At 69.9% G+C, this 20123-nt stretch carries 23 protein-coding genes and 1 pseudogene; 15 read left to right on the forward strand and 9 right to left on the reverse strand.

Translation table 11 applies throughout. The annotated features are described in order from the left end of the window. The first annotated feature begins 523 nt into the window (after positions 1-523). The gene (locus ACFV9T_RS38375) at positions 524-880 is read left to right on the forward strand and encodes a hypothetical protein (RefSeq protein WP_385447352.1); all 357 of its coding nucleotides are present in this window, start codon (positions 524-526) and stop codon (positions 878-880) included. Positions 881-994: 114 nt separating this feature from the next. Here the strand turns inward: ACFV9T_RS38375 and ACFV9T_RS38380 are convergent, their stop codons facing one another. Next, positions 995-1291 carry a GYD domain-containing protein gene (locus tag ACFV9T_RS38380; RefSeq protein ID WP_385447354.1) on the reverse strand — a complete coding sequence of 99 codons (297 nt, stop codon included), beginning with the start codon at positions 1289-1291 and terminating at the stop codon, positions 995-997. 266 nt (positions 1292-1557) lie between these two features. Here ACFV9T_RS38380 and ACFV9T_RS38385 point away from each other — a divergent pair, with 266 nt between their 5' ends. The 3 genes from ACFV9T_RS38385 to ACFV9T_RS38395 all read left to right on the forward strand — a co-directional run bounded on the left by ACFV9T_RS38385 (position 1558) and on the right by ACFV9T_RS38395 (position 4570). Beyond that, complete coding sequence (locus ACFV9T_RS38385; RefSeq protein ID WP_385447356.1) at positions 1558-1764, forward strand: hypothetical protein; 207 nt, start codon at positions 1558-1560, stop codon at positions 1762-1764. Positions 1765-1826: 62 nt separating this feature from the next. Continuing rightward, the gene (locus ACFV9T_RS38390; protein WP_385447358.1) at positions 1827-3251 is read left to right on the forward strand and encodes a glycosyltransferase; all 1425 of its coding nucleotides are present in this window, start codon (positions 1827-1829) and stop codon (positions 3249-3251) included. Further along, positions 3248-4570 carry a UDP-glucose dehydrogenase family protein gene (locus ACFV9T_RS38395; protein ID WP_385447360.1) on the forward strand — a complete coding sequence of 441 codons (1323 nt, stop codon included), beginning with the start codon at positions 3248-3250 and terminating at the stop codon, positions 4568-4570. Before ACFV9T_RS38390 ends, ACFV9T_RS38395 begins: the two co-directional genes overlap by 4 nt. Here ACFV9T_RS38395 and ACFV9T_RS38400 read toward each other — a convergent pair. Continuing rightward, a complete protein-coding gene (locus ACFV9T_RS38400; protein WP_385447362.1) occupies positions 4558-5025 on the reverse strand; it encodes an ATP-binding protein in 468 nt (155 codons plus the stop codon). The two genes, ACFV9T_RS38395 and ACFV9T_RS38400, sit on opposite strands and share 13 nt — an antisense overlap. On the opposite strand from ACFV9T_RS38400, the pseudogene ACFV9T_RS38405 reads away from it, so the two are divergent. Further along, a pseudogene (locus ACFV9T_RS38405) lies at positions 4981-5190 on the forward strand (helix-turn-helix domain-containing protein); the annotation flags it as partial. The gene ACFV9T_RS38400 and the pseudogene ACFV9T_RS38405 overlap by 45 nt on opposite strands. Before the next feature lie 33 nt (positions 5191-5223). On the opposite strand, the gene ACFV9T_RS38410 reads toward ACFV9T_RS38405, so the two are convergent. Continuing rightward, a complete protein-coding gene (locus tag ACFV9T_RS38410) occupies positions 5224-6423 on the reverse strand; it encodes an RNA-guided endonuclease InsQ/TnpB family protein (RefSeq protein ID WP_385447364.1) in 1200 nt (399 codons plus the stop codon). Positions 6424-6503: 80 nt separating this feature from the next. On the opposite strand from ACFV9T_RS38410, the gene tnpA reads away from it, so the two are divergent. The 4 genes from tnpA (at position 6504) to ACFV9T_RS38430 (ending at position 8577) form a co-directional block, all read left to right on the forward strand. Continuing rightward, complete coding sequence (tnpA, locus tag ACFV9T_RS38415) at positions 6504-6902, forward strand: IS200/IS605 family transposase (RefSeq protein WP_385447419.1); 399 nt, start codon at positions 6504-6506, stop codon at positions 6900-6902. A 102-nt stretch (positions 6903-7004) separates the two neighbouring features. Continuing rightward, positions 7005-7325, forward strand: coding sequence for a GNAT family N-acetyltransferase (locus tag ACFV9T_RS38420; protein WP_385447366.1), 321 nt, complete (start codon positions 7005-7007; stop codon positions 7323-7325). Positions 7326-7363: 38 nt separating this feature from the next. Beyond that, complete coding sequence (locus tag ACFV9T_RS38425; RefSeq protein ID WP_385447368.1) at positions 7364-7882, forward strand: proline dehydrogenase; 519 nt, start codon at positions 7364-7366, stop codon at positions 7880-7882. A 38-nt stretch (positions 7883-7920) separates the two neighbouring features. Continuing rightward, a complete protein-coding gene (locus ACFV9T_RS38430; protein ID WP_385447370.1) occupies positions 7921-8577 on the forward strand; it encodes a hypothetical protein in 657 nt (218 codons plus the stop codon). On the opposite strand, the gene ACFV9T_RS38435 is transcribed toward ACFV9T_RS38430, so the two are convergent. The 3 genes from ACFV9T_RS38435 to ACFV9T_RS38445 form a co-directional block, all read right to left on the reverse strand. Beyond that, entirely contained in the window at positions 8565-9113 is a 549-nt protein-coding gene (locus ACFV9T_RS38435; RefSeq protein ID WP_385447372.1) for a hypothetical protein, read from the reverse strand. The two genes, ACFV9T_RS38430 and ACFV9T_RS38435, sit on opposite strands and share 13 nt — an antisense overlap. A gap of 32 nt (positions 9114-9145) precedes the next feature. Beyond that, positions 9146-10285, reverse strand: a complete 1140-nt coding sequence (locus tag ACFV9T_RS38440; protein ID WP_385447374.1) for a NucA/NucB deoxyribonuclease domain-containing protein — start codon at positions 10283-10285, stop codon at positions 9146-9148. 202 nt (positions 10286-10487) lie between these two features. After that, positions 10488-10862, reverse strand: a complete 375-nt coding sequence (locus tag ACFV9T_RS38445; RefSeq protein ID WP_385447376.1) for an NADase-type glycan-binding domain-containing protein — start codon at positions 10860-10862, stop codon at positions 10488-10490. 728 nt (positions 10863-11590) lie between these two features. Here ACFV9T_RS38445 and ACFV9T_RS38450 point away from each other — a divergent pair. The 5 genes from ACFV9T_RS38450 (at position 11591) to ACFV9T_RS38470 (ending at position 15918) form a co-directional block, all read left to right on the forward strand. Next, a complete protein-coding gene (locus tag ACFV9T_RS38450) occupies positions 11591-12427 on the forward strand; it encodes a class I SAM-dependent methyltransferase (protein WP_385447378.1) in 837 nt (278 codons plus the stop codon). A gap of 149 nt (positions 12428-12576) precedes the next feature. After that, positions 12577-13500: a TetR family transcriptional regulator C-terminal domain-containing protein gene (locus ACFV9T_RS38455; protein ID WP_385447380.1), complete on the forward strand. Its 924-nt coding sequence runs from the start codon at positions 12577-12579 to the stop codon at positions 13498-13500. 33 nt (positions 13501-13533) lie between these two features. Continuing rightward, positions 13534-14427, forward strand: a complete 894-nt coding sequence (locus ACFV9T_RS38460; protein WP_385447382.1) for a 3-keto-5-aminohexanoate cleavage protein — start codon at positions 13534-13536, stop codon at positions 14425-14427. A gap of 43 nt (positions 14428-14470) precedes the next feature. Next, positions 14471-15448 carry a 3-hydroxyacyl-CoA dehydrogenase NAD-binding domain-containing protein gene (locus ACFV9T_RS38465; protein ID WP_385447384.1) on the forward strand — a complete coding sequence of 326 codons (978 nt, stop codon included), beginning with the start codon at positions 14471-14473 and terminating at the stop codon, positions 15446-15448. Further along, entirely contained in the window at positions 15445-15918 is a 474-nt protein-coding gene (locus ACFV9T_RS38470; protein ID WP_385447386.1) for a thioesterase family protein, read from the forward strand. The genes ACFV9T_RS38465 and ACFV9T_RS38470 overlap by 4 nt, the downstream gene beginning before the upstream one ends. Before the next feature lie 79 nt (positions 15919-15997). On the opposite strand, the gene ACFV9T_RS38475 is transcribed toward ACFV9T_RS38470, so the two are convergent. After that, positions 15998-17170, reverse strand: a complete 1173-nt coding sequence (locus tag ACFV9T_RS38475) for an LCP family protein (protein WP_385447421.1) — start codon at positions 17168-17170, stop codon at positions 15998-16000. A 158-nt stretch (positions 17171-17328) separates the two neighbouring features. Here ACFV9T_RS38475 and ACFV9T_RS38480 point away from each other — a divergent pair, with 158 nt between their 5' ends. After that, entirely contained in the window at positions 17329-18285 is a 957-nt protein-coding gene (locus ACFV9T_RS38480; RefSeq protein ID WP_385447388.1) for a 1-aminocyclopropane-1-carboxylate deaminase/D-cysteine desulfhydrase, read from the forward strand. Here the strand turns inward: ACFV9T_RS38480 and ACFV9T_RS38485 are convergent. Next, entirely contained in the window at positions 18260-19192 is a 933-nt protein-coding gene (locus ACFV9T_RS38485) for an ATP-dependent DNA ligase (protein ID WP_385447390.1), read from the reverse strand. The two genes, ACFV9T_RS38480 and ACFV9T_RS38485, sit on opposite strands and share 26 nt — an antisense overlap. Further along, positions 19189-20097, reverse strand: coding sequence for a non-homologous end-joining DNA ligase (gene ligD, locus ACFV9T_RS38490; RefSeq protein WP_385447391.1), 909 nt, complete (start codon positions 20095-20097; stop codon positions 19189-19191). The genes ACFV9T_RS38485 and ligD overlap by 4 nt, the downstream gene beginning before the upstream one ends. Positions 20098-20123 lie beyond the last annotated feature (26 nt).

Below are 20123 nucleotides of genomic sequence, written 5' to 3' on the forward strand. Positions count from 1 at the left end.
GGCCGTGTGCTTCGTGGTGCAGACGTACTTGACGCTCACGTCGTCGTCCGCGGCAGCGGCGGCAGGCGCGAGCATCGCGCCTGTGGTCATGACGGCAGCCGCGATGGCCGCGATGGAGCCGGCTTTGCTCCTCATTCCGTTCCCCTCTAACAGCAGGGAAGGCAGGGGAGGGCCATTGACGCAGTCATCGCCGCAGTCATCGCCCTCCCTCAGAATCCCCCGTTTATTCACTCAGGCTTAAGCCCGAGCGTGGTCGCGGATCTTTTTACATGGGCATGTTCACCGGGCGCAAGGGGTTTGCGCCACCCAATCCCAGGAGCGACGAACTCCCGCCATATCGGGCAAAGTCCTGCCTTTGCGTTTTCCGCGCCCCTTGGGAATGCGACGGGCCGACGGACCGTCAAGTGCCGAGCAGAAGTACCTTGCTGACACCCTGACTTCGCCCATGACGTCTGCTAGCTTTCCCGCCAAGCACGATCACTTCGATCACGCGAAACGGGGAGCAATTTTGAGGTTCAAGACCATGGGCGTGGCAATTGTCGCGTCACTCGCGGTATTCGGGGGAACTCAATCGGCATCCGCTGCCGACTGGCTCACCGCGAAGGCACCCACCTACAAGTCCGGAAAGGTCACGGCAAAGGCGACCATGCTCGGCCCGCAGCCCGCGGGCACGAAACTGTGCGTATCCCTCCTGGTGGCCCACCCCTACTACCCCGACATCGAGGTGGCCCAGAAGTGCAAGACGATGCAGGCGGGGTCCGTGAGCGTCACCGCCAAGGTCGGCACCTGCGGTAAGTACTCGAGCTTCGCCAGCGCCAAGCGGGGCGGCTCGGGGAAGTCCTCCATCCGTAAGTCGAATGCGGCGATCTACTGCAAGTAAGCAGCAGCGGTCGGCAGGCCCCCGCCTCGGCGGGGGCCTGCCGCCGTGCGGCCAGCTCGCGCACCGGGACCGGGACCGGGACCGGAACCGGAACCGGGGCCGGAGCCGGAGCCGTCAGCTCGCCGCCTTGGCGATGATGCCGTCCATCTCCTGCCGGTCGAAGGCGCGCAGGGTCGTGCAGCGGACGTTGCCCAGGCCGCTGAGTTGCAGGGAAGCCGCGGTGGCGGTTTCGTCGTCGGGGGCGTCGATCGTGTAGATGATGTCGTACGGGCCGACGGTCCAGTGGAAGTCCAGGAGCTTCACCCCGAGCTTGTCCAGCGCCGCCCCGAAGGCCTCGTAGCGCTTCGCGGTGTCGCGGTAGGCCCGGACGCCCTGATCGGTCCAGTTCAGCATGGTGATGTAGGTGGGCATGGCCCTCACCTCCTTATGTCAATTCTGAGGAGGTCTGGGCGACGGCGCACCCCGCAGCGAAGTGGTCGGCATCGGTCGCTTTTTCGCACCGCAATGAGATCGCCGACCGCTTGCGATCGAATTGTTTCGCATAAGCGCCGCCTTCGCCTCGTTCTGCAATCCTTCATATCGGATGCATATCCCACGAAAAGCTGCACCCGTATCGCGCATCTCATATGCTTCCCGTCACCTCAGATACACCCGTTTACTTCTCTAGGGGGATCTTCATGTCCGGAAACGGTCAGCTCGCACAAACCGGAGTACCGGTCATCGTGGTGGGCGGGGCGGCCTATCCCATCGGGGGATGGATGCTGGCCGTCGCCGCCGCGCTCGTGTGCGTGGGGCTGCTGACCATACGGTTCGGGTACCGGCGCGGCCTGGCGGCGAGCCAGGGTTCGGCGCCGGTGGTTCATCCGCACCGGCGCCGCAGGTGAGCCGCGGCCGTCGCCAGCAGTCGGTGCTCACCGGTCATCAGCACCGGTCGAGCACCGTACTGATGGGCATTCTGGTTCTCCTGCTGGCCGCCGCCTGGGCAACACATCACGCGACCGTCGCCCTCGACGCGGACGCCGAGGCGGCCAGCCGTCTCAAGGTGGTCTGGATCAGCCTGTTCCTCGTCTTCCTGCTCCAGACCTTCATGTACCACCTGGAGCGGACTCCCCGGCTCACGGACCGGGTGGCACGTCAGCTGTCGGCGCTGCACGTATCGGTCCTCATGCCCGTCTACAACGAGGATCCGGGATATCTCAAGCTCGGCCTGGAGAGTTTCCTCCGGCAGACGCGGCTGCCGAATTCCGTCCACATCGTCGACGACGGTTCCACGAGCGGCGACTACGCCGACGTCAAAGCCTGGTGGGAGCGCGAGGCCAGGCACGCGGGGATCGCGACGACCTGGCGGCGCGTGCCGAACGGCGGGAAACGGCACGCGCAGGCGCATGGCGTACGCGTCAGCCCGGAGGCGGACATCTACATCACCTGCGATTCCGACTCCTGCTTCGCGCCACAAGCCATCGAGCAAGTCCTCCTCCCCTTCGCCCGGCCGCGGGTGCAGTCCGTCGCCGGAATCGTGATCGCGACGAACAACCGGGCCAACTGGCTGGTGCGGGTCACGGATCTGTGGTTCGTCGTATGCCAACTCGTGGACCGCTCCGGGCAGTCGGCCGTGGGCGCCGTCATGGTGAATTCCGGACCGCTGGCCGCCTATCGCGCGAACGTCATCCGGGACAACCTCGACTCGTATCTGAACGAGACGTTCATGGGCCGGACGGTGATGTTCTCCGACGACAGTCTGCTGACCCTGTACGCGCAGCAGCGGGGGCTGACCGTACAGCAGCCGCAGGCGATCTGCTTCACGGCCATGCCAGAGAAGTGGAGCCATTTCACGCGCATGTATCTGCGCTGGATGCGCGGTTCCACGATTCGTTCCGTATGGCGCATGCGGTATCTGTCGCCCGCGAGACCGGCCTATTGGCTGCACGCCGTGCGCTGGCTGCAGATGGTCCTCACCCAGATGGTCGTGCTGTGGCTGCTGGTGGTCGAGCCGGTGGCGTACGGAAAGATGCCGCCGAACAGCATGCTGATCATTCCCTTCCTCATCGGTTACGCACAGGGGCTCCGCTATCTCGGGATCATCCGCTCCGATGAACGCATTCGTTCGCGGGCGCTGACCTGGCTGACGATGCCCTTGGCGATCGTGCTGGCCTGGACGGTACTGCGCTTTCTGCGCTGGTACGGGATCTTCACGTGCGCGAGGACAGGGTGGGGGACGCGGCAGAACGGCGCGGAAGTCACCCTCGACGGCGGCTCGCCTTCCTCCCCTGCGCCGCAACCAGCACCGCCGCAGTACGTCCCGACGTACGACCCCTGGAACGACCCGTGGAACGAATCGCCCCTGGCCGCGCAAGGAGAAGAGCCGAAGTGACCCAACCACCCTCATCCGCCTGCCGCGTCGCCGTATTCGGCGCCGGGTATATCGGACTGGTCGCCGGGGCATGTTTCGCCGAACTCGGCCACTCCGTCACCATCCGCGACATCCAGCCCGAACGCATCGCCGCCTTACGGGCCGGTTCCGTGCCCATCTACGAACCGGGGCTCGCCGCCCTGATCGCCCGCAACACCTCCCGTCTGCATTTCACGCTGGACGCCGAGGAAGCGGTCCGCGACGCGGAAGTCGTCTTCGTATGCGTCGACACGCCGCCCATGCCCTCCGGCGACGCCGATCTGTCGCGGGTATGGGCCGTGGTCGAATCCCTCCGCGATGCCGCGCACTTGACCGCCGTCGTCATGAAAAGCACGGTCCCGGTCGGCACCGGGGCCCGCGTCCGAAAGGCCCTGGACGCCTCCGGCCTGGCGCATGTGCGGTACGCGTCCAATCCCGAATTCACCGCCGAGGGACGGGCGGTGGAAGACTTCCTGCGCCCCGATCGCATCGTCATCGGCACGGACGACGACACCGTGGCCAAACTCCTCGTGAACCTCCACCACGGAGTGGACGCACCGGCCGAAATCATGGACATCGCCTCGGCCGAAATGGTCAAACTGACCGCCAACGCGCTGCTGGCGACCAAGATTTCCTTCACCAACGAAATCGCCGCCCTGTGCGAGGCGACCGGCGCCGACATCACCAAAGTCACCCGGGCCACCGGAATGGACCACCGCCTCGGTCCGCATTTCATGCAGGCCGGTCTCGGATACGGCGGGAGCTGCTTCCCCAAAGACTCCCGAGCCCTCCGTGCCCTGGCCAGCAACGCCGGGCACACCTTCCCGTTGCTGAGCGCCGTCATCGACGTCAACGACCTCCAGCCCCGCCGGTCCGTCAAACGCCTCGCCCACGAACTCGGCGGCCTCTCCGGCCGGACCGTCGCCCTCCTCGGCATGACCTTCAAGCCGGGCACCGACGACATGCGCGAGGCACCCAGCACGGTCATCGCCTCGCGGCTGCTCGCGGAAGGCGCCCACGTACGGTGCTGGGATCCCGTCGCACCCCACCTCCACGACGAACCGTGGGCCTCCGCCGACCGCTGCACCGACCTCCACGCGGCCCTCGCCGACGCCGACGCCGCCCTCATCGCGACCGAGTGGCCCCACCTGCGCGAAGCCGACTGGCACCACTGCCACACGCTCATGCGCGCCCCGGTGCTCTTCGACGGCCGCAACCTCCTGGACCCCGACCACATGCGCGACCTCGGCTACACCTACCTCAGCGTCGGCCGCCCGCCGGTACGGCATCAGGTCCCGTGACGCCGCTCCTCCTCCGGAGCGCACTCCGCCCAGACGGTCTTGCCGACCGGTTCGCGGGGCTCCGTGCCCCAGTCCGTGGCCAGCAGCTCGACGAGGAGCAGGCCGCGGCCTGCCTCGTCATCGGGTGAGGTGGCCGACGGCTTGATCGGGAGCCGTTCTTCCCGGGAGTCCGAGACCTCGATGCGGATCGTCTGCGTCGGCTCTTCTCGCAGGGTGAGGCGGAGGCGGAAGTCCCGCCCGGGTACGCGCCCGTGGCGCACGGCGTTGGACGCCAGCTCCGCCACCAGCAGGGCCACCGTGCAGGACGTGTCCGACGCGGGCGGATAGCCCCACTCCGCCACCTGCTGTACGGCTCCCCGCCGCGCCAGCCGTGCGCCCCTGGGCGTCGACGGGAACTGCGAGGTGAGTACATGGCCGCCGGGCTGCCCCAGGCCGAGCTGGGCAAGAAGACTCATGTGGTCAGCGCGCGGATCACCCAGATCGAGCGGGCCTCCGGGGCGAAGCCGACAGAGTCGCTGTCCCGGGCGCTCGACGCGGCGCTCGGGGCGGACGAGTTGCTGGTCGACCTGTGGCCGTACGTGTACCGGGAGGCGTTCCCGGACTGGTCGCAGGCGTTCGTGACTCCTCCCCCTCGTAAACGAGGGGGCTTCTCGCTAAGCCGGTGCGGCTTCGCGACGGACCAGCCCGGCCCGTAGAACGTTCAGGGCGCCCACCGTGTCAGCGTGCGCGTTGTGGCCACACGAGACACAGTGGAACTTCTCCTGTGTGGGCCGGTTTTCCTTGGCGGTGTGCCCGCATGCGGGGCACCGCCGGGAGGTGTTGCGGGGGTCCACGGCGATCACTTCCCGTCCGGCGCTTTCAGCCTTGGCGTGCAGGATCGTCAGGAACACCCCCCATCCGGCATCAGCGATCGAGCGGTTCAATCCGGTCTTCGCGGCGCCCCCGTTGGGCAGGAAAGAACCCGGCCTGTCCGGGTCGGGCTTCGGCGCGGGGGCCCTGCTCATGTTGCGGATCTTGAGGTCTTCGTGCGCGATGAAGTCGTGTTCGCGCACAAGATCAAGCGCGGTCTTGTGTGCGTGGTCCAGACGCTGGCGGCGCGCCTTTCGGTGCAGCCGGGCCACGGACTCCACGGCTTTGCGGCGGCGCCTGCTGCCGCGCTTGCACCGGCTGAGGGACCGCTGGGCGGCTTCGAGTTTCGCGGCGATCTTCGCCCCGTGACGGGGGTTGGGTACGAAATCTCCGCCTGAGTCGGCGAGGAAGTGGGCGATACCCATGTCGATGCCGACCACGGCCCCAGTCGCTGGAAGCGGCTCGAGGGTGCCCTGTTCGACGGTGAGGACCACGTACCAGCGACGCCCTTCGCGCCTGACGCCGATCGTCTTGACCTTGCCGACGACAGGCCGGTGCTGGCACACCTTGACGTGCCCGACGCCTTGGAGGCGGACACGGGTGGCGGGATCGCGAGGGGTGGCATCCCAGCGACAGCCGTCGCCGTCCTTGGGGAACTCCACGGTGTCGAACCGGCTGCCTGACCGGAAACGGGGATAGCCCGGCTTTTCCCCGGCCTTGACCCGACGGAAGAACGCGGCGAACGCTTTGTCCAGACGCCGCAAGGTGGCCTGCTGGCTGGAGAACGACCAGCGGCCTTGACGCTCGGGGTCGAAGGCTCTGATGTCCTTGAGCTGCGCAGACTGCTGCCCGTACCGGATCGTGGTCTTCGAGGCGTGGCGGTAGGCGTCGCGGCGTTCCTGTAACGCCCCGTTGTAGAGCGAACAGTGATCACGCAGCATCTCGGTGAGCGCGCCCTGCTGACGCACGGTGGGCCGCATGAGGAACTTGTACGCACGAATCATCCGGCCCACCCCCTTCTTGGTAGCTCTCGAGAGCATACGACGCTTGGCGCGTGTCACCATATTGAGGATCAAACTCTGATATTCGTACTGGCCGCCACGTCACCTACAACCTTCACGCGCACTTGATGTTCGTCACGAGGTATCGGCGTGGTGTCTTCGATGACGCCATGCTCAAGCGGTGCGAGGAGACCATGCGAGAGGTGTGCGGCAGGTTCGAGGCAGAGCTGAGGGAGTTCCACGGCGAGGCCGACCATGTACACCTGTTGGTGTACTACCCGCCGAAAGTCGCCCTGTCGAAGCTGATCAACTCACTCAAGGGCGTCAGCTCCGGGTACCTGCATGCCGAGTACACCGGCCGGATCAACCAGATCGGGATGGGCTCCGTGTTCTGGTCCCGCTCCTATTTCGCAGGCTCGTGCGGTGGCGCACCACTCACCGTGATCCGGCAGTACATCGAAGGGCAGAAGCGGCCCGTCTGACCTCACCCCAGCGCCGAAGCGAACTCCGGCGCTTCGCGCCTCCGGGCCCAGGATGCACTTCCCTCCCCGGCTGAAGCCGGGGATACCTACGCAAGATCAGGGATGGACTTCGCCCTGGTCGTCGAGGACGAGACGCGTGACCTCGCCGGGCTCGCGGCCTACTCGTTCCTCTGGCCGGCCGCGGGTTCCTCCCACTCGCTGTTCCTCAAGGAGCTGTACGTCAGCGACACCCTGCGCCGCCAGGGCGTCGGCGCCCGGCTGATGGATGAACTCCGCGCTCTCGCCGCGGCGCGTCCCGAGTGCAGCCGCGTCGAGTGGATGACCGATCGCGACAACGCGGACGCGCGTTCCTTCTACAAGTCGCTCGGGTTCGCCGAGTTCGACGGGAAAATCATCTATCGGGCCGATACCAGCACCGCGTAAGCCTGTCGAAAGCGCCTGGCGCAGGCAGAATTGCGGGTATGGATGCGGGACTTGCGGCGCTGGTGGGGGCTGCCCTCGGGGCCGTTGCTTCGTTGGGGGCGGCTTCGGTCAGTGGGCGGGCCCAGGCGCATTCGCAGCATGAGCAGTGGCGGCGGCAGGTGCGGCGGGAGGCGTATACGCAGTACCTGGTCGCCCTCCACGACCGCGATGTGGCGATGGACGACGTGCTGCGTGCGCTTGGTGCGGAGGCTCCTGATCAGGCGGTCGTCGAGGGGCGGGTGGAGGCGTTCATCGGGCTGGCGCGCGAGGTGCACCGGGCTGCCGAGGTGGTGCTGCTGGAGGGGCCGTCGGGGGTGGGCAAGGCCGTAAGCGGGGTGGCGGAGGCGTCGGGTGCGCTCTCCGGTGTGATGCGGCGGATGGTGGACGACGCACGCCGCGGTGACGCCTCGCGCAGGGCGGCGGACTTGGCGCTCGCGGCGGAGCGGTCGGACGCGTTGTGGGAGGCGGTGAAGGGGTTCCGGGCGGTGGCAGGGGGTGTTCTGGGCGCCGGGGCCTGACCTGAGAATCGGCGTACGACATCTACATGAGGAACCTGATGAACGCCATAGACGCACTCGCCCAGCTCTGTCCGCCGCCGGACGATCCGCCGGGCCCGATCGACTGGGGCGCGGTCGAGACCGTCCTCGGCATGCGACTGCCCGCGGACTACAAGCGGCTCGCCGCCGTTTACGGGCCCGGTGATTTCGCCGATTTCATCAGCATCTGCCATCCCCACGGCTACACCGAGTACAGCAACCTCACCGGTCGCATGCCCGGCATTGTGCGCGAGTACGTCCAGCAGGACTACGACCAGGGCGAGGCGCCTGTCCCCTGTCATCCGCAGCACCTGTTCTCCATGGGTGGTATCGGCAACGGCGAAAAGCTCTTCTGGATCACCGATCCCCTGGACGCCCCCGACACCTGGCGCATCGCCGGGAGCGAGGACCGCGGGCTCCGCTGGTTCACCTTCGACGGCACGCTGAGCGAGTTCCTCGTCTCGGTGCTGAGCCGCGAGACGGCGGTGTCCCAGGGACCGGTGGGGTTCGCGCCTGCCGTTCCCGGGCCCTGGGTGCCTGTCAATGTGAGGACGAGGCCGCCCGTCGACACCGAGAGCATTCGGGAGTGGGGGCGGGCTCAGGGGTATGACGTGCCCTTCCGGGGGCGGGTGCCCTTGGTGGTTCTGGAGGCATGGGAGCGGGCTCATCCCCTCTGAGGGTGGAGGTCTTCGGGGGGTGTGGGGGGTTGGGGCCATAGTTGGATGAGGTGGTCCTCGTAGGGCTCGGGGGGTGGCTGGTCCGTGCGGCCGTGGATTCTGGCGCGGAACCAGCGGGGGGTGGTGTCGGGGCAGGGGAGCTTGGGTTCGGCGTGGAGGTCTGCGCCCTTTTCGCCGAAGCTCCATACCTCGGCGAGGGCGGTGTGGGGGTCGTGCTGGTCGGGCTCGGGGTCGTCCTCGTCCGGGGGCGGGCCGGTGCCGCCGGGTTCGGCCAGGAGGCTGACCTCTCTGATCCAGGACCACGGCGTGGTGTCCAGGGGCGGGGCCGTGTCGTGGACGCTGGTCGTCAGCGTGATCTCGTCCCATTCGGTGAGGGTGAGGACTTGCAGGCCGCGTGCGTCGTCGTAGGGCACGACGTTGCCGCCGACCGCCTTGTTGGGGTCGATCTGGAGGAAGACGTCGGTGACCTCCTCCACCGCGCCGGTGATCACGTCGTAGCTGTGCTCTACGTCGACCCGGAAACGCTCCTCGGGCATGCGGGCTCCTCGGGGGACGGCGGTCGGTGCGCTCAGCCCATGTTGACGTAGTACGGGTCGCCCACGAGGACGCGGTACTTGGTGTAGAAGCTGTTCAGGATCTGCCCCTGCAGCGTGTTCTCCCAGCGCGGGACCCACTTGATGGCACGGTTCGGCGGTGCGTACGTGGTGCCGCCCTGGTGGGTGCTGGCGAAGGGGTACTCGTCGCAGGAGGGTGAGGTCGGGTTGTAGGTCTGGCCCGGCGTCGAGGGCACGACCACCCAGGTGACGTCGCCCCGGCCGGGCTTCCGGCCCCCGCACACCGCTTGCCGGTTCTTCTTCCTGGTGGCCTCACCGGCGCGGGTCAGCGGGACGCCGGAGCCGGGGCGGCCGATGTGCAGCGGGGCGGCCTGCACCTTGCGGATGTTGCTCGCGATGCCCGGCAGGAAGGCCATGCCGGAGGGGTCGGTCCCGTCGTCGGTCGCGGCGTGCTTCGGGAAGACGCATCCGGCGGCCGCCGTCCGCCGCGTCTTCGACTCGTTCCACAGCGTGTCGTCGCAGCGGTAGCGCTCCGACGCGTACGACATCCGGCCGGGCAGATAGCCGGGCTTGGTCATCTCGAACACGTACGTCGTGGCCGTCGTGCGCTTCTTCAGCTTGGCGACCGGCATCCGGTAGTCGATACCGCCGGACGGTGCCGAGCCGCCGAGGGTGAACGGCTTCGCGAGCGCGCCGGTCGTCTTGGCCGTGGCGCCGGGGGCGGTGGGGCGGAGGACGGTACGGATGCCGCTCGCGCGGCCGGTGACGCGGGCCTTGGACACCGAGATCTTCTCGCTCCACTTGGTGCCGCGCAGCTTGAGGCCGATCTCGTGCTCGATCGTGAACCGGGCCGTGCCCTGCGGGTGGGGCACGCCGTTCACGATCTTCAGCACGGTCACCGTGGCCTGCACGGTCTTGCAGGCGTGGGTACGGATGAACGCCTGGGTCACGACGACCGGCGTTGAGCACAGCTTGCCCGGGGCGGCAGCCCTGGTGGTGTGGTGGGGCGTGCTGTAGGTGACCTTCAGGTGGTGGGTGACCTGGGGCTTCTGCTCCGGCGCGGCGTGGGCTGTGCCCATGCAGGTCGACAGGAGGGCCAGTGCCGTCAGCCCGGCTGCGGTGATGAGGTGTTGCGGTGATTTCGGATGATTCACGCCCTCACGTTAGGGAGGACCAAGGGGATTGAGAACGGTGCTTCCGATCGCCCGGAGGGGCGGATGTGGCGCGGGGTGCGGCAGCTGGGCGCAGTGGTCCCATGGGACCCACCCGCCCCGCTGGTCTCGCTCTGCTGCGAGTGGCCTTCGAGGGAGACTCAAGCGGGGCGGGAGTGTTCGTCGTACGGGGTTACGAACGGGGTTACGAACGGCCCGCCTTGGAGGGGCCGAAGAACTCGATCTCGGCGATGGCCACCTGCTTCTTCCCGTCGGCTCCGTACGCCGACTGGATGGTGAAGCGGACGGCGGTGACGTTCTGCGCGCGGAACTTGTGGCGCTGGAAGCCCGCGCCCTGGTCGAGGTTGAGTTGGCGGACGGTGGTCTTGCCGTCGTCCGTGGTGATGCTGGCCTCGATGCGGTGCGGGAGGGCGGACTTGGTGAGGGTTTCACCGCGGCCGGACTGGCCGGGCGTGATGCCGATGTCCAGCAGGCGGACCGGGTCCCGGAAGCGGGCCTCCAGCCACTCCCCCTGCGCGGACTGGGTGACGCCCGGTCCCCACCAGGGGTTGCTGACCACGTCGAACGCCTTCAGCCCAGCCCACCAGGGCCAGCACCGCCGCGAGCGCCATCCAGCGCAGGATGCGGCCGATCTGGTGGCGCAGACGGGGGCGGTTGGCGACATGACACCAGGGGCATGCGACGCCACCGTGGTTGTCCGGCGCGACCGGGGCGCGGACCTCGGGGCGGGCGGGTTCCGGGCGGCCCGGGAGGACCGGGGCCACGGCCGGGGGGCGCTGCGGTTCGCCCTGCGGGTCGGCCACGGGGACGAGCAGGGCCCGCGCCCGGTCCGCGTCGCTTTGGGGGGGGCGGGCTCCAGTTCCCGTCCGTGGGCGGGTTGGGCACGGGGGGCTGTCGCCCGGGGTACGGGGCGAGTTGGGTCGGCGTCGCCGGTGGGGTTGCCGATACGGGGCCAGTTGCCGCCCGACGAGGCGGTACGGACGCTCTGAGCCGAGCCGGACGGGGCGCCCGCGCCGGTCCCCCCGGGCCAGTCGGGGCAGGCGCGTCGGCCCGGCCATCGGCGTGTGGTGCCGGTGCGGAGGCCTGGCGCGGGTCCGGCGCGCCGGGCGGCCAGGGCTCGTGGTCGCCTCGTGGCGACGGGTTCGTCCCCTGGGCCGCGCGGGCCGCTGGGCCGCTGTCCGGGCCAGACGCCCCGGTGCGGTCCTGGTGGGCGCGCGGATCATGGTCGCGGAGCGCAGGCGGGGACGGGCCGGGCAGAGCACGTGCCACGGGTGTTCAATGGACCGCATGGCGGACGACAACGGGTGGCGCGTCGAGCTGAGCGGGGTCCCCGAGACCCTGCTGTGGAACCTGTACATGCGCGCGTACGAGGCGCGCGGGCCGCGGCCGGTGCTGGCGGACCCCAAGGCCGTTGAGCTGGCCGACCGCATCGACTATCCCTTCGAGGAGACCTTCGGCCCGCCGAGCCCGCTGCTCGCGCAGGGGCACGCGCTGCGGGTCCGTACCTTCGACGACGCCGTACGGGACTTCCTCGCCGCCCACCCGGACGGCACCGTCGTCGCGCTCGCCGAGGGTCTGGAGACCCAGTACTGGCGGGTGGACAACGGACGGGCCCGCTGGCTGTGCGTGGAGCTGCCGGAGACCGCCGCCGTGCGGCGCGCGCTGCTGCCGGACGACGGGCGGCGGCGCACCCTCGCCGGGTCGGCGCTCGACCTGTCCTGGCGAAACGAGGTCGACACCTCGTGCGGGGTGCTGATCACCGCGCAGGGGCTGCTGATGTATCTGCGGCCCACCGAGGTGCGGGACCTGATCGCCGGGTGCGCGGAGGGATTTCCGGGCGGGGCGCTGGTCTTCGACGCGGTGCCGCGCTGGTTCAGCGCGCGCACGCTGCGCGGCGAGCTGCGCACCGCGCGGGGGTACCGGCCGCCGCCCATGCCGTGGGGCATGAACGCGGGGGAGCTGGCGAAGGTCCGTACCGCCCATCCGAGGATCTCCGAGGTGCGGGAGCTGCCGCCGCCGCGCGGGCGGGGGCTGTACCACGGGGCGCTGGTGCCGGTGGCGCGGCGGCTGCCGGGTATACGGAATCTGCGGCCCACGATGACCGCGTTCGCACGCTTCGGCTGAGTGGCTGGTTTCCTACCGATCTCCACTGATCACCGAGTCAGTCCACGGCGCATCCCCCGGGTGAAATTCCGGTGCGTAGCAGCCCATAAGGAGTCAACCCTCACCAGCATCCGTTGCGCTTATCTCAACACCTCCGTACGGTGTCGGCCATGCGGCAAAAGTTCGACGTCGCGGCACGTGTCCGTCAGGTGATCGACGAAGCGGGCTGCAGCCAGCGGGAGTTCGCGCGGCGCGTGGTCATGGACCCCTCCAAGCTGTCCCGCTCGCTCGGCGGCACCCGCCGTTTCACCGTGGCCGAACTGGCCCGGATCGCCGACGCGGGCCGGGTCGACGCCGGGTGGCTGCTCGGCACCACCGGCCCCGGCGAACCCGACGCCGACACCCCTGAACCGGCCGCCCGCACCTCTCCCCCCGAGGGCGGGCGGCCTCTCCAGATCGTGCGGGAGACGGTCCGGCTGATCGCCGAGCACGGCTTCCACTCCGTACGCGTCGCCGACATCGCCGCCGCCTGCGACACCAGCACCGCCGCCATCCACTACCACTTCCCCGGCCGCGCCGAATTACTGGAAGCCGCCGTGCGGTGGTGCATGGACGAGGACACCGTCCGCCGCGCCACCCGCCTCGCCGAGGCCGACGACGCCCTGGAGGAGCTGCGCCAGCTCATCGACCTCCAGGTCCCGGACAGCACCCAGCAGCGCGACCAGTGGCTGGTGTGGATGGACCTGTGGTCCGAGGCCGCGCGCTCGACCGCCATCGGGCGGCTGCACGCCGAGTTCTACCGGGAGTGGCGGCGGACGATCGCCGAGGTGATCCGGCGCGGCATCGCCCAGGGCGTCTTCCGCGACGTCGACCCCGAGTTCAGCGCGCTGCGGCTCACCGCGCTGATCGACGGCTTCGCCACCCAGGTGGTGGCCACCGCGCCCGGCGAGGGCGGCACGAGCGCGGAGCACATGCGCGCCGCCTGCCTCGCCCACCTCGACGCGGAGCTGTCCGCACAGCCCCCTCACCGTCCCGACGAGCACCGTCCCGACGAGCACCGTCCCGACGAAGCCTGTTCATCCCCGTTCCCGTAGCTACGGAGCAGTCGCAGAAGACGGAGAAACGCCATGCCCATGAACGACAGCGTCATCATCACCTGCGCCCTCACTGGGGCCGGTGACACCGTGGGCCGCAGCCCCCACGTCCCCGTCACCCCCGAGCAGATAGCCCGTTCCGCGGTCGAGGCCGCGGAGGCCGGGGCGGCCGTGGTCCACATCCACGTACGCGACCCCGAGACCGGCGCCCCCTCCCGCGATCCGCGGCTCTACCGCGAGGTCGTGGAGCGGGTGAAGGAGACCGGGACCGACGTCGTCATCAACCTCACCGCGGGCATGGGCGGCGACCTCGTCATCGACCCCGAGGCACCGCTGACCCACCTCCCCGGCACCGACCTGGTCAGCGGCCTGGACCGGCTCCCGCACGTCGAGGACCTGCTGCCCGACATCTGCACCCTGGACTGCGGCTCGCTCAACTTCGGCGACGGCAGCAACCTCTACGTCTCCACCCCCGACATGCTGCGCACCGGCGCGAAGCGCATCCAGGACCTGGGCGTCCGCCCCGAGCTGGAGATCTTCGACACCGGACAGCTGTGGTTCGCCAAGCAGCTGCTGGCCGAGGGCCTGCTGGACGACCCGACCGTCTTCCAGCTGTGCATGGGCATCCCGTGGGGCGCCCCCGCCGAGCCGGGCGTCCTCAAGGCCATGGTCGACATCCTGCCCGAGGGCGCGCAGTGGGCCAGCTTCGCGCTGGGCCGCATGCAGATGCCGTGGGTCGCCCAGTCCATCCTGCTCGGCGGCAACGTACGGGTCGGCCTGGAGGACAACCTCTACCTCAGCCGGGGCGTCAAGGCCACCAACGGCCAGCTGGTCGAGCGCGCCGTCCAGATCACCGAGCTGCTGGGCGCAGCCGTCGCCACGCCGGACGAGGCCCGCCAGCGGCTCGGCCTCAAGCCCCGCTCGTAACGCCCCTCCGCCTTCCTCAGGACCCTCCTCCCTTAGGACCCCCATGCCCTCACCCCCTTGCGCACCCGACCGTGTCCGCCGCGTCGCCTGTATCGGCGCGGGCGTCATCGGCGGCGGCTGGGTCGCCCACTTCCTCGCCCGCGGCTACGACGTCACCGCCTGGGACCCGGCGCCGGACGCCGAGACCAAGCTGCGCCGCCTCGTCGACGCCGCCTGGCCCGCCCTGGAGCAGCTCGGCCTGGCCGAGGGCGCCTCACCGGACCGGCTCACCCTCGCCCCGACCCTCGAAGAGGCCGTCGCCGACGCGGAGTTCGTCCAGGAGAGCGCCCCCGAGAAGCTGGATCTGAAGCGGAGCCTGCTGGCCCAGCTGGACGCGGCCGCCCCGGCGGGCGCCGTCATCGCGTCCTCCACCTCCGGCTACCCGATGACCGACATGCAGACGGAGGCCACCGACCCCGGCCGCCTCCTCGTCGGCCACCCGTTCAACCCGCCGTACCTGATCCCCCTGGTCGAGGTCGTCGGCGGCGAGAAGACCGACCCGGCCGCCGTGGAATGGGCCTCCGCCTTCTACAAGGCGGCCGGGAAGTCCGTCATCACCATGGACCGCGAACTGCCCGGCTTCATCGCCAACCGCCTCCAGGAGGCGCTGTGGCGCGAGGCCCTGCACATGGTGGCGAGCGGTGAGGCCACCGTGCGGGACATCGACGACTCGATCACCGAGGGACCCGGTCTGCGCTGGGCCTTCATGGGCCCGTGCCTGACGTTCGCCCTGGCGGGTGGCGAGGGCGGCATGGGGCATATGCTCGATCACTTCGGACCGTCACTGAAATCGCCATGGACGCGTCTCGAAGCCCCTGAGCTGGACGACTCGTTGCGTACGGCCATGGTCGACGGATGTGACGAGGCGGCGGCCGGGCGGAGTATCGCCCAGCTCGTCGCGGAAAGGGACCAGGGCGTGATCAACGTCCTGCGGGCGACCGGCCGGTTGCCCGAGCAGCGCAACGAGGGAGGCGACAAGTGAGCGACCAGCTCCCCCACTACCACCAGACCGTCCGACCGGAATGGATCGACTACAACGGTCATATGAGCGAGGCGTTCTACGTCCTCGTCTTCGGACACAGCACGGACGAGATGATGGTCGAGACCGGTCTCGACTCCGGATACCGGGTGAAGACCGGCTGCTCCCTCTACACCGTCGAGACGCACATCCGCTATCTCCACGAAGTCGAGGAAGGCGCCGAGCTGACCATCCGCACCCGGGTGCTGGGTGTGGACGAGAAGAAGGTGCGGTTCTCCCACGAGATGTACGTGGGCGACCCGGAGAGCGGCGATCCGGTGGCCACCACCGAACTCCTCGCCCTCCACATCGACCAGAAGGCGGGCGGTTCGGCACCGTTCCCCGAGGAGATCCGCGAGCGGCTCACCTCCCTGGTCGAGAAGGCACCCGACTGGGCGGGCCGCTCCATAGGCGCCGTCCCCACCGCCGCCTAGGCGCGGCGCACGCAGAGACGAGGGGGTCACCGGGTCGCTTATGAGCGCCCGGTGCCCCCCTCGACGCGTCAGGCCCGGCTCACGGTGTGTCGGAGACGGTGACCGGCTCGTCGTTGTTGAGCTGCCGTACGAGCTGCTTGAGCTTGCCCTCGTCCCACTGGAGGTTGCCGCCGGTGCTGCCCGAGGTCGGCATGTTCATGGACTTGCCGCCGCTGCTGGTGACGTCCTTCATCGCGAAGAACATCTCGGCCAGCAGATACGGGTTCATGTCCTTGTCGACGATCAGCGTGTCCAGCCCGGCCCCCATGGTGGGGTAGAGCGCGAACGGGTTCAGCAGCGTGCTGGGCGTCGCCGTCTGAGCGGCCAGGGCGGACAGGAACTTCTGCTGGTTCTTCGTCCGGTCCAGGTCGCTGGCGGCGAACGCGTGGCGGCTGCGGACGAACGCGAGCGCCTGCTGCCCGTTCATCGTCTGCTGACCCGCCTCGAAGTCCGCGCCCGCCTGCTTGTCCTTGAACCCCTTGTCGAGGTTCATGTCGACGCCGCCGATGGCGTCCACGATGTCGGCGAAGCCGGAGAACCCGATCTCCGCGTAGTGGTCGATGTGCAGACCAGTGTTGGCCTCGACGGTGCGGACGAGCAGCTGCGGACCGTCGATGGAGTACGCGGCGTTCAGCTTGTTGGCCCCCATGGGCCCCTTGATCTCCCCGGACTCCGATCCGCGGAACTTCGGGATGGTCACGTTCGAGTCGCGCGGCAGCGATATGAGCGTCGGGCCGGAAGCGCCGTCGTGCAGGATCATCATCGAGTCCGTGCGCTTGCCGTCGGCCGAGCCGGTATGCAGGTCCTTCTTCTGCTGGTCCGACATGCCCTCACGGCTGTCGGACCCGACGATCAGGTAGTTGGTGCCGTCCCCCGCCTCGGGACGGTCGATCACCTGGCTGAGATCGACTTCCTTGCGCAGCTTGGAATCGGCCCAGAAATACGTGGCGACCGAGGCGACCAGCAGCACGACGACCACGGTGACCAGCACGCGCTTCACCGTCCGGCCCCGCCGCCGGCGCGGCACCTCTGGCTGACCGCCGTAATCTCCCCGCTGCGGCGGAATGCCAGGATGCCCACCCGGCGGCGGCGCATACGCGGGGTCGTGGAAATCGGGGTTTCTACTGCCGGTCCATTCGCTCATGCCCGGCAGTGTGCATTCTTCATGGGGCGAAAAGCCAAATCGAGTTCCCGTCCGTTCTCTCCGTACCATCCTCAGCGCCGGAGGGCCGGAGAGTGTTACGCGAATCGCCAGCCGCACAAGATCGAATGCCTTCACATTCATTTCACAGCAATGTCCTCGGCGCGTTATCAATTCCGCAGCGGAGGGGCGAGATGATCGCATCGGAGTTGTCGCGTCAGAATGGACGGGTGAGACCGCCGACAGACCCCGCCGACCCCCTGCACCGGGCACCGTCGCCGCTGCACGACCTGCACGACGAGTGGCTTGCCGGGCGGGGCCTGGAGCTGCGGCTGAAGCGGGACGATCTGATCCATCCCACCGTCCCCGGCAACAAGTGGCGCAAGCTCACGCCCAACCTGCGGGCCGCCGTCGAGCAGGGGCACACCCGGCTGCTCACCTTCGGCGGGGCCTACTCCAACCACATCCGGGCCGTCGCCGCGGCCGGGGCCGCCTGGGGGCTGTCCACCGTCGGGGTCATCCGGGGCGACGAACTCGCCGACGCCCCGCGCAACTGGTCGCTCGCCCTCGCCGCGTCGTACGGCATGGAGCTGTCCTTCCTCGACCGGTCCGGCTACCGGCAGACCCTGCGCTCCCTGGACGACCCGGGGACGCTGCGGGAGCTGGGGGCGCGGTGGGGGCGGGCCTACGTGCTGCCGGAGGGCGGGACGAACGCGCTCGCCGCGCGCGGGACCGCCGACCTCGTCGCGGAGCTGCCCGGCCTGGGCCCGCGCGACATCGTGTGCTGCGCCGTCGGCACCGGCGGCACACTGGCCGGGATCGCCGCCGCCCTGCCGGAGGGCGCGCGGGCGGTGGGGTTCGCCGTGCTGAAGGGGGCGGACGGGTATCTGGAGGACGAGGTCGCGGGGCTGCACCGGCAGGGGTGGGGGCGGGCGTTCGGCAACTGGCGCGTCGAGCACGGCTGGCACGGCGGCGGATACGGACGGGTCCCGGCCGGGCTGGAGGCGTTCGCGGCCGGGTTCGAGGAGCGGCACGGGGTGCGGGTGGAGCGGCGGTACGTGGCGAAGATGCTGTGGGGCGTGTACGGCCTGGCCGAGGCCGGGGCCCTGCCCCGGGGCTGCCGGGTGACGGCGGTCGTCACCGGCCCGCCGGACCCTGTGGTCACTCCGGGGTCCGCAGGCGGATGACCGCCGTCGCGGCGTGGCGGACCGTGCTCTCCTGGCGCACCTCCACCGTCAGCTCCGGTGGGATCGGCTGGTAGGTGATCCACGCGCCGACCGTGTCGATCGCCGTGGGCGGGTCGCTGGGCGCGGGTTCGGGGGGCAGGTCCCGCAGGGCCGGGGTGAGCTGGGCGCGGACCGCCGGGGAGAGGGGGCCGGAGACGACCGGGGTGTCGTCGCTCGGCAGGACGAGGGCCAGGGCGCGGGGGCGGAAGCGGGGGCCCACGACGCCGACGACCAGGGCGTCCCGGGTCTCCGAGTGCCGCAGCTTCCGCCAGTGCCGCCCGGACCGGTACGGCTGATCGGGGCTCTTGACGACCAGCCCCTCGACGCCGATGGCCGGGAACGCCTCGTACCAGGTGGCGGCCAGCTCCGGGTCCATGGTCATCGGGACGGCCTGGAGGGGCGGGCCGAGCGGTTCGAGGAGCGTCGTCAAAAGGGCGCGGCGTTCGGCGTACGGCCGGGGGCGCAGGTCGTCCGTACCGCTCGCGAGGAGGTCGAACGCGGCGTAGGAGGCGGGGAGCTGGCGGGCCAGCCGCTCCGCGCGGGCCTCGCTCGCGGCAGTGGCGCGCTTCTGGACGGCGGCGAAGTCGGTACGGCCGCCGACCCACACCACCACCTCGCCGTCCAGCACCGTGCCCACCGGGAGCCGTCGCGCGGCGGCCGCGAGGTCCGGGAAGGAGCGGGTGACGATGCGGCCGGAGCGGGCCTGCAGCTGGACCCCGTCCGCCAGCCGGAAGATCAGCAGCCGGTGGCCGTCGAACTTCGGCTCGTAGGCCAGCCGCCGCCCGGGCTCGGCGACCGGCAGGGTCTGGATCGGCCGGGCCAGCGCCACCGGCACGGGTGGCAGCAGAGGCGGCGGCGCGGGGGTCATGGGGTGGCGGGCAGCGGGCGCGCCCGCGCCGGGTCGAGGAGCGGGGCCAGCAGGTCGCCGTGGCGGTCGAGACGTTCGGGGAGGTCGTCGATCCGGAAGACCAGCCGCCCGGGGTCGTCGCACGCCTCCACCTCGTCCCAGGTCACGGGCGTGGAGACGGTCGGCTCCCGGCGGGCGCGGGGTGTGTAGGGGGCGGCGGTGGTCTTGGCGGCGGCGTTCTGGCTGAAGTCGACGAACACCTTCCCGGGCCGCAGCGAGCGCGTCATCTTCTGGATCGCCAGCCCCGGCAGCGCGGCGGCGGCCTCCGCCGCGAGCCGCCGGGCGTAGTGGGTGACCTGCCGGGACGGGGCCGGTTCCAGCGGGGTCAGCAGATGCAGGCCCTTGGAGCCGCTGGTCTTGGCGTACGCGGCCAGCCCGTCCGTACGCAGCCGCTCCCGCAGCCATACGGCGACGGCGCAGCAGTCCACGATCGTGGCGGGCGGGCCGGGGTCGAGGTCGAAGACGAGGCGGTCGGCGAGGCCCGCCCCCGCGTCGGTCCGCTCGTCGACCCGCCACATGGGCGCGTGGAACTCCACCACCAGGTTCGCCGCCCACATCAGCGACGCCAGGTCCTGCACCAGCACCTGCCGCGCGGTCTCCCCCGCATGGCGGCTGACCTCGGCGGTCGTCACCCAGGAGGGCGTGCCGGGCGGCGGATTCTTGGTGAAGAACAGCTGCCCGTCCGGCCCGTCCGGATACCGCAGGAACGCGAGCGGCCGCCCCCGCAGATGGCCCAGCATCGCGTCCGCCGCGGACGCCAGGTAGTGCAGCAGCTCGCCCTTGGTGGTGCCGGTGGCCGGATGGATGACCTTGTCGAGGTTCCTGAGCGCGATCCGTCGCCCCTCCACCTCCGTGATCGGGGACATACGATAAGAATCTCACGAAAGGGATC

Origin of the sequence: Streptomyces sp. NPDC059850, assembly GCF_042731515.1 — a bacterium.
GTDB lineage: Bacteria > Actinomycetota > Actinomycetes > Streptomycetales > Streptomycetaceae > Streptomyces.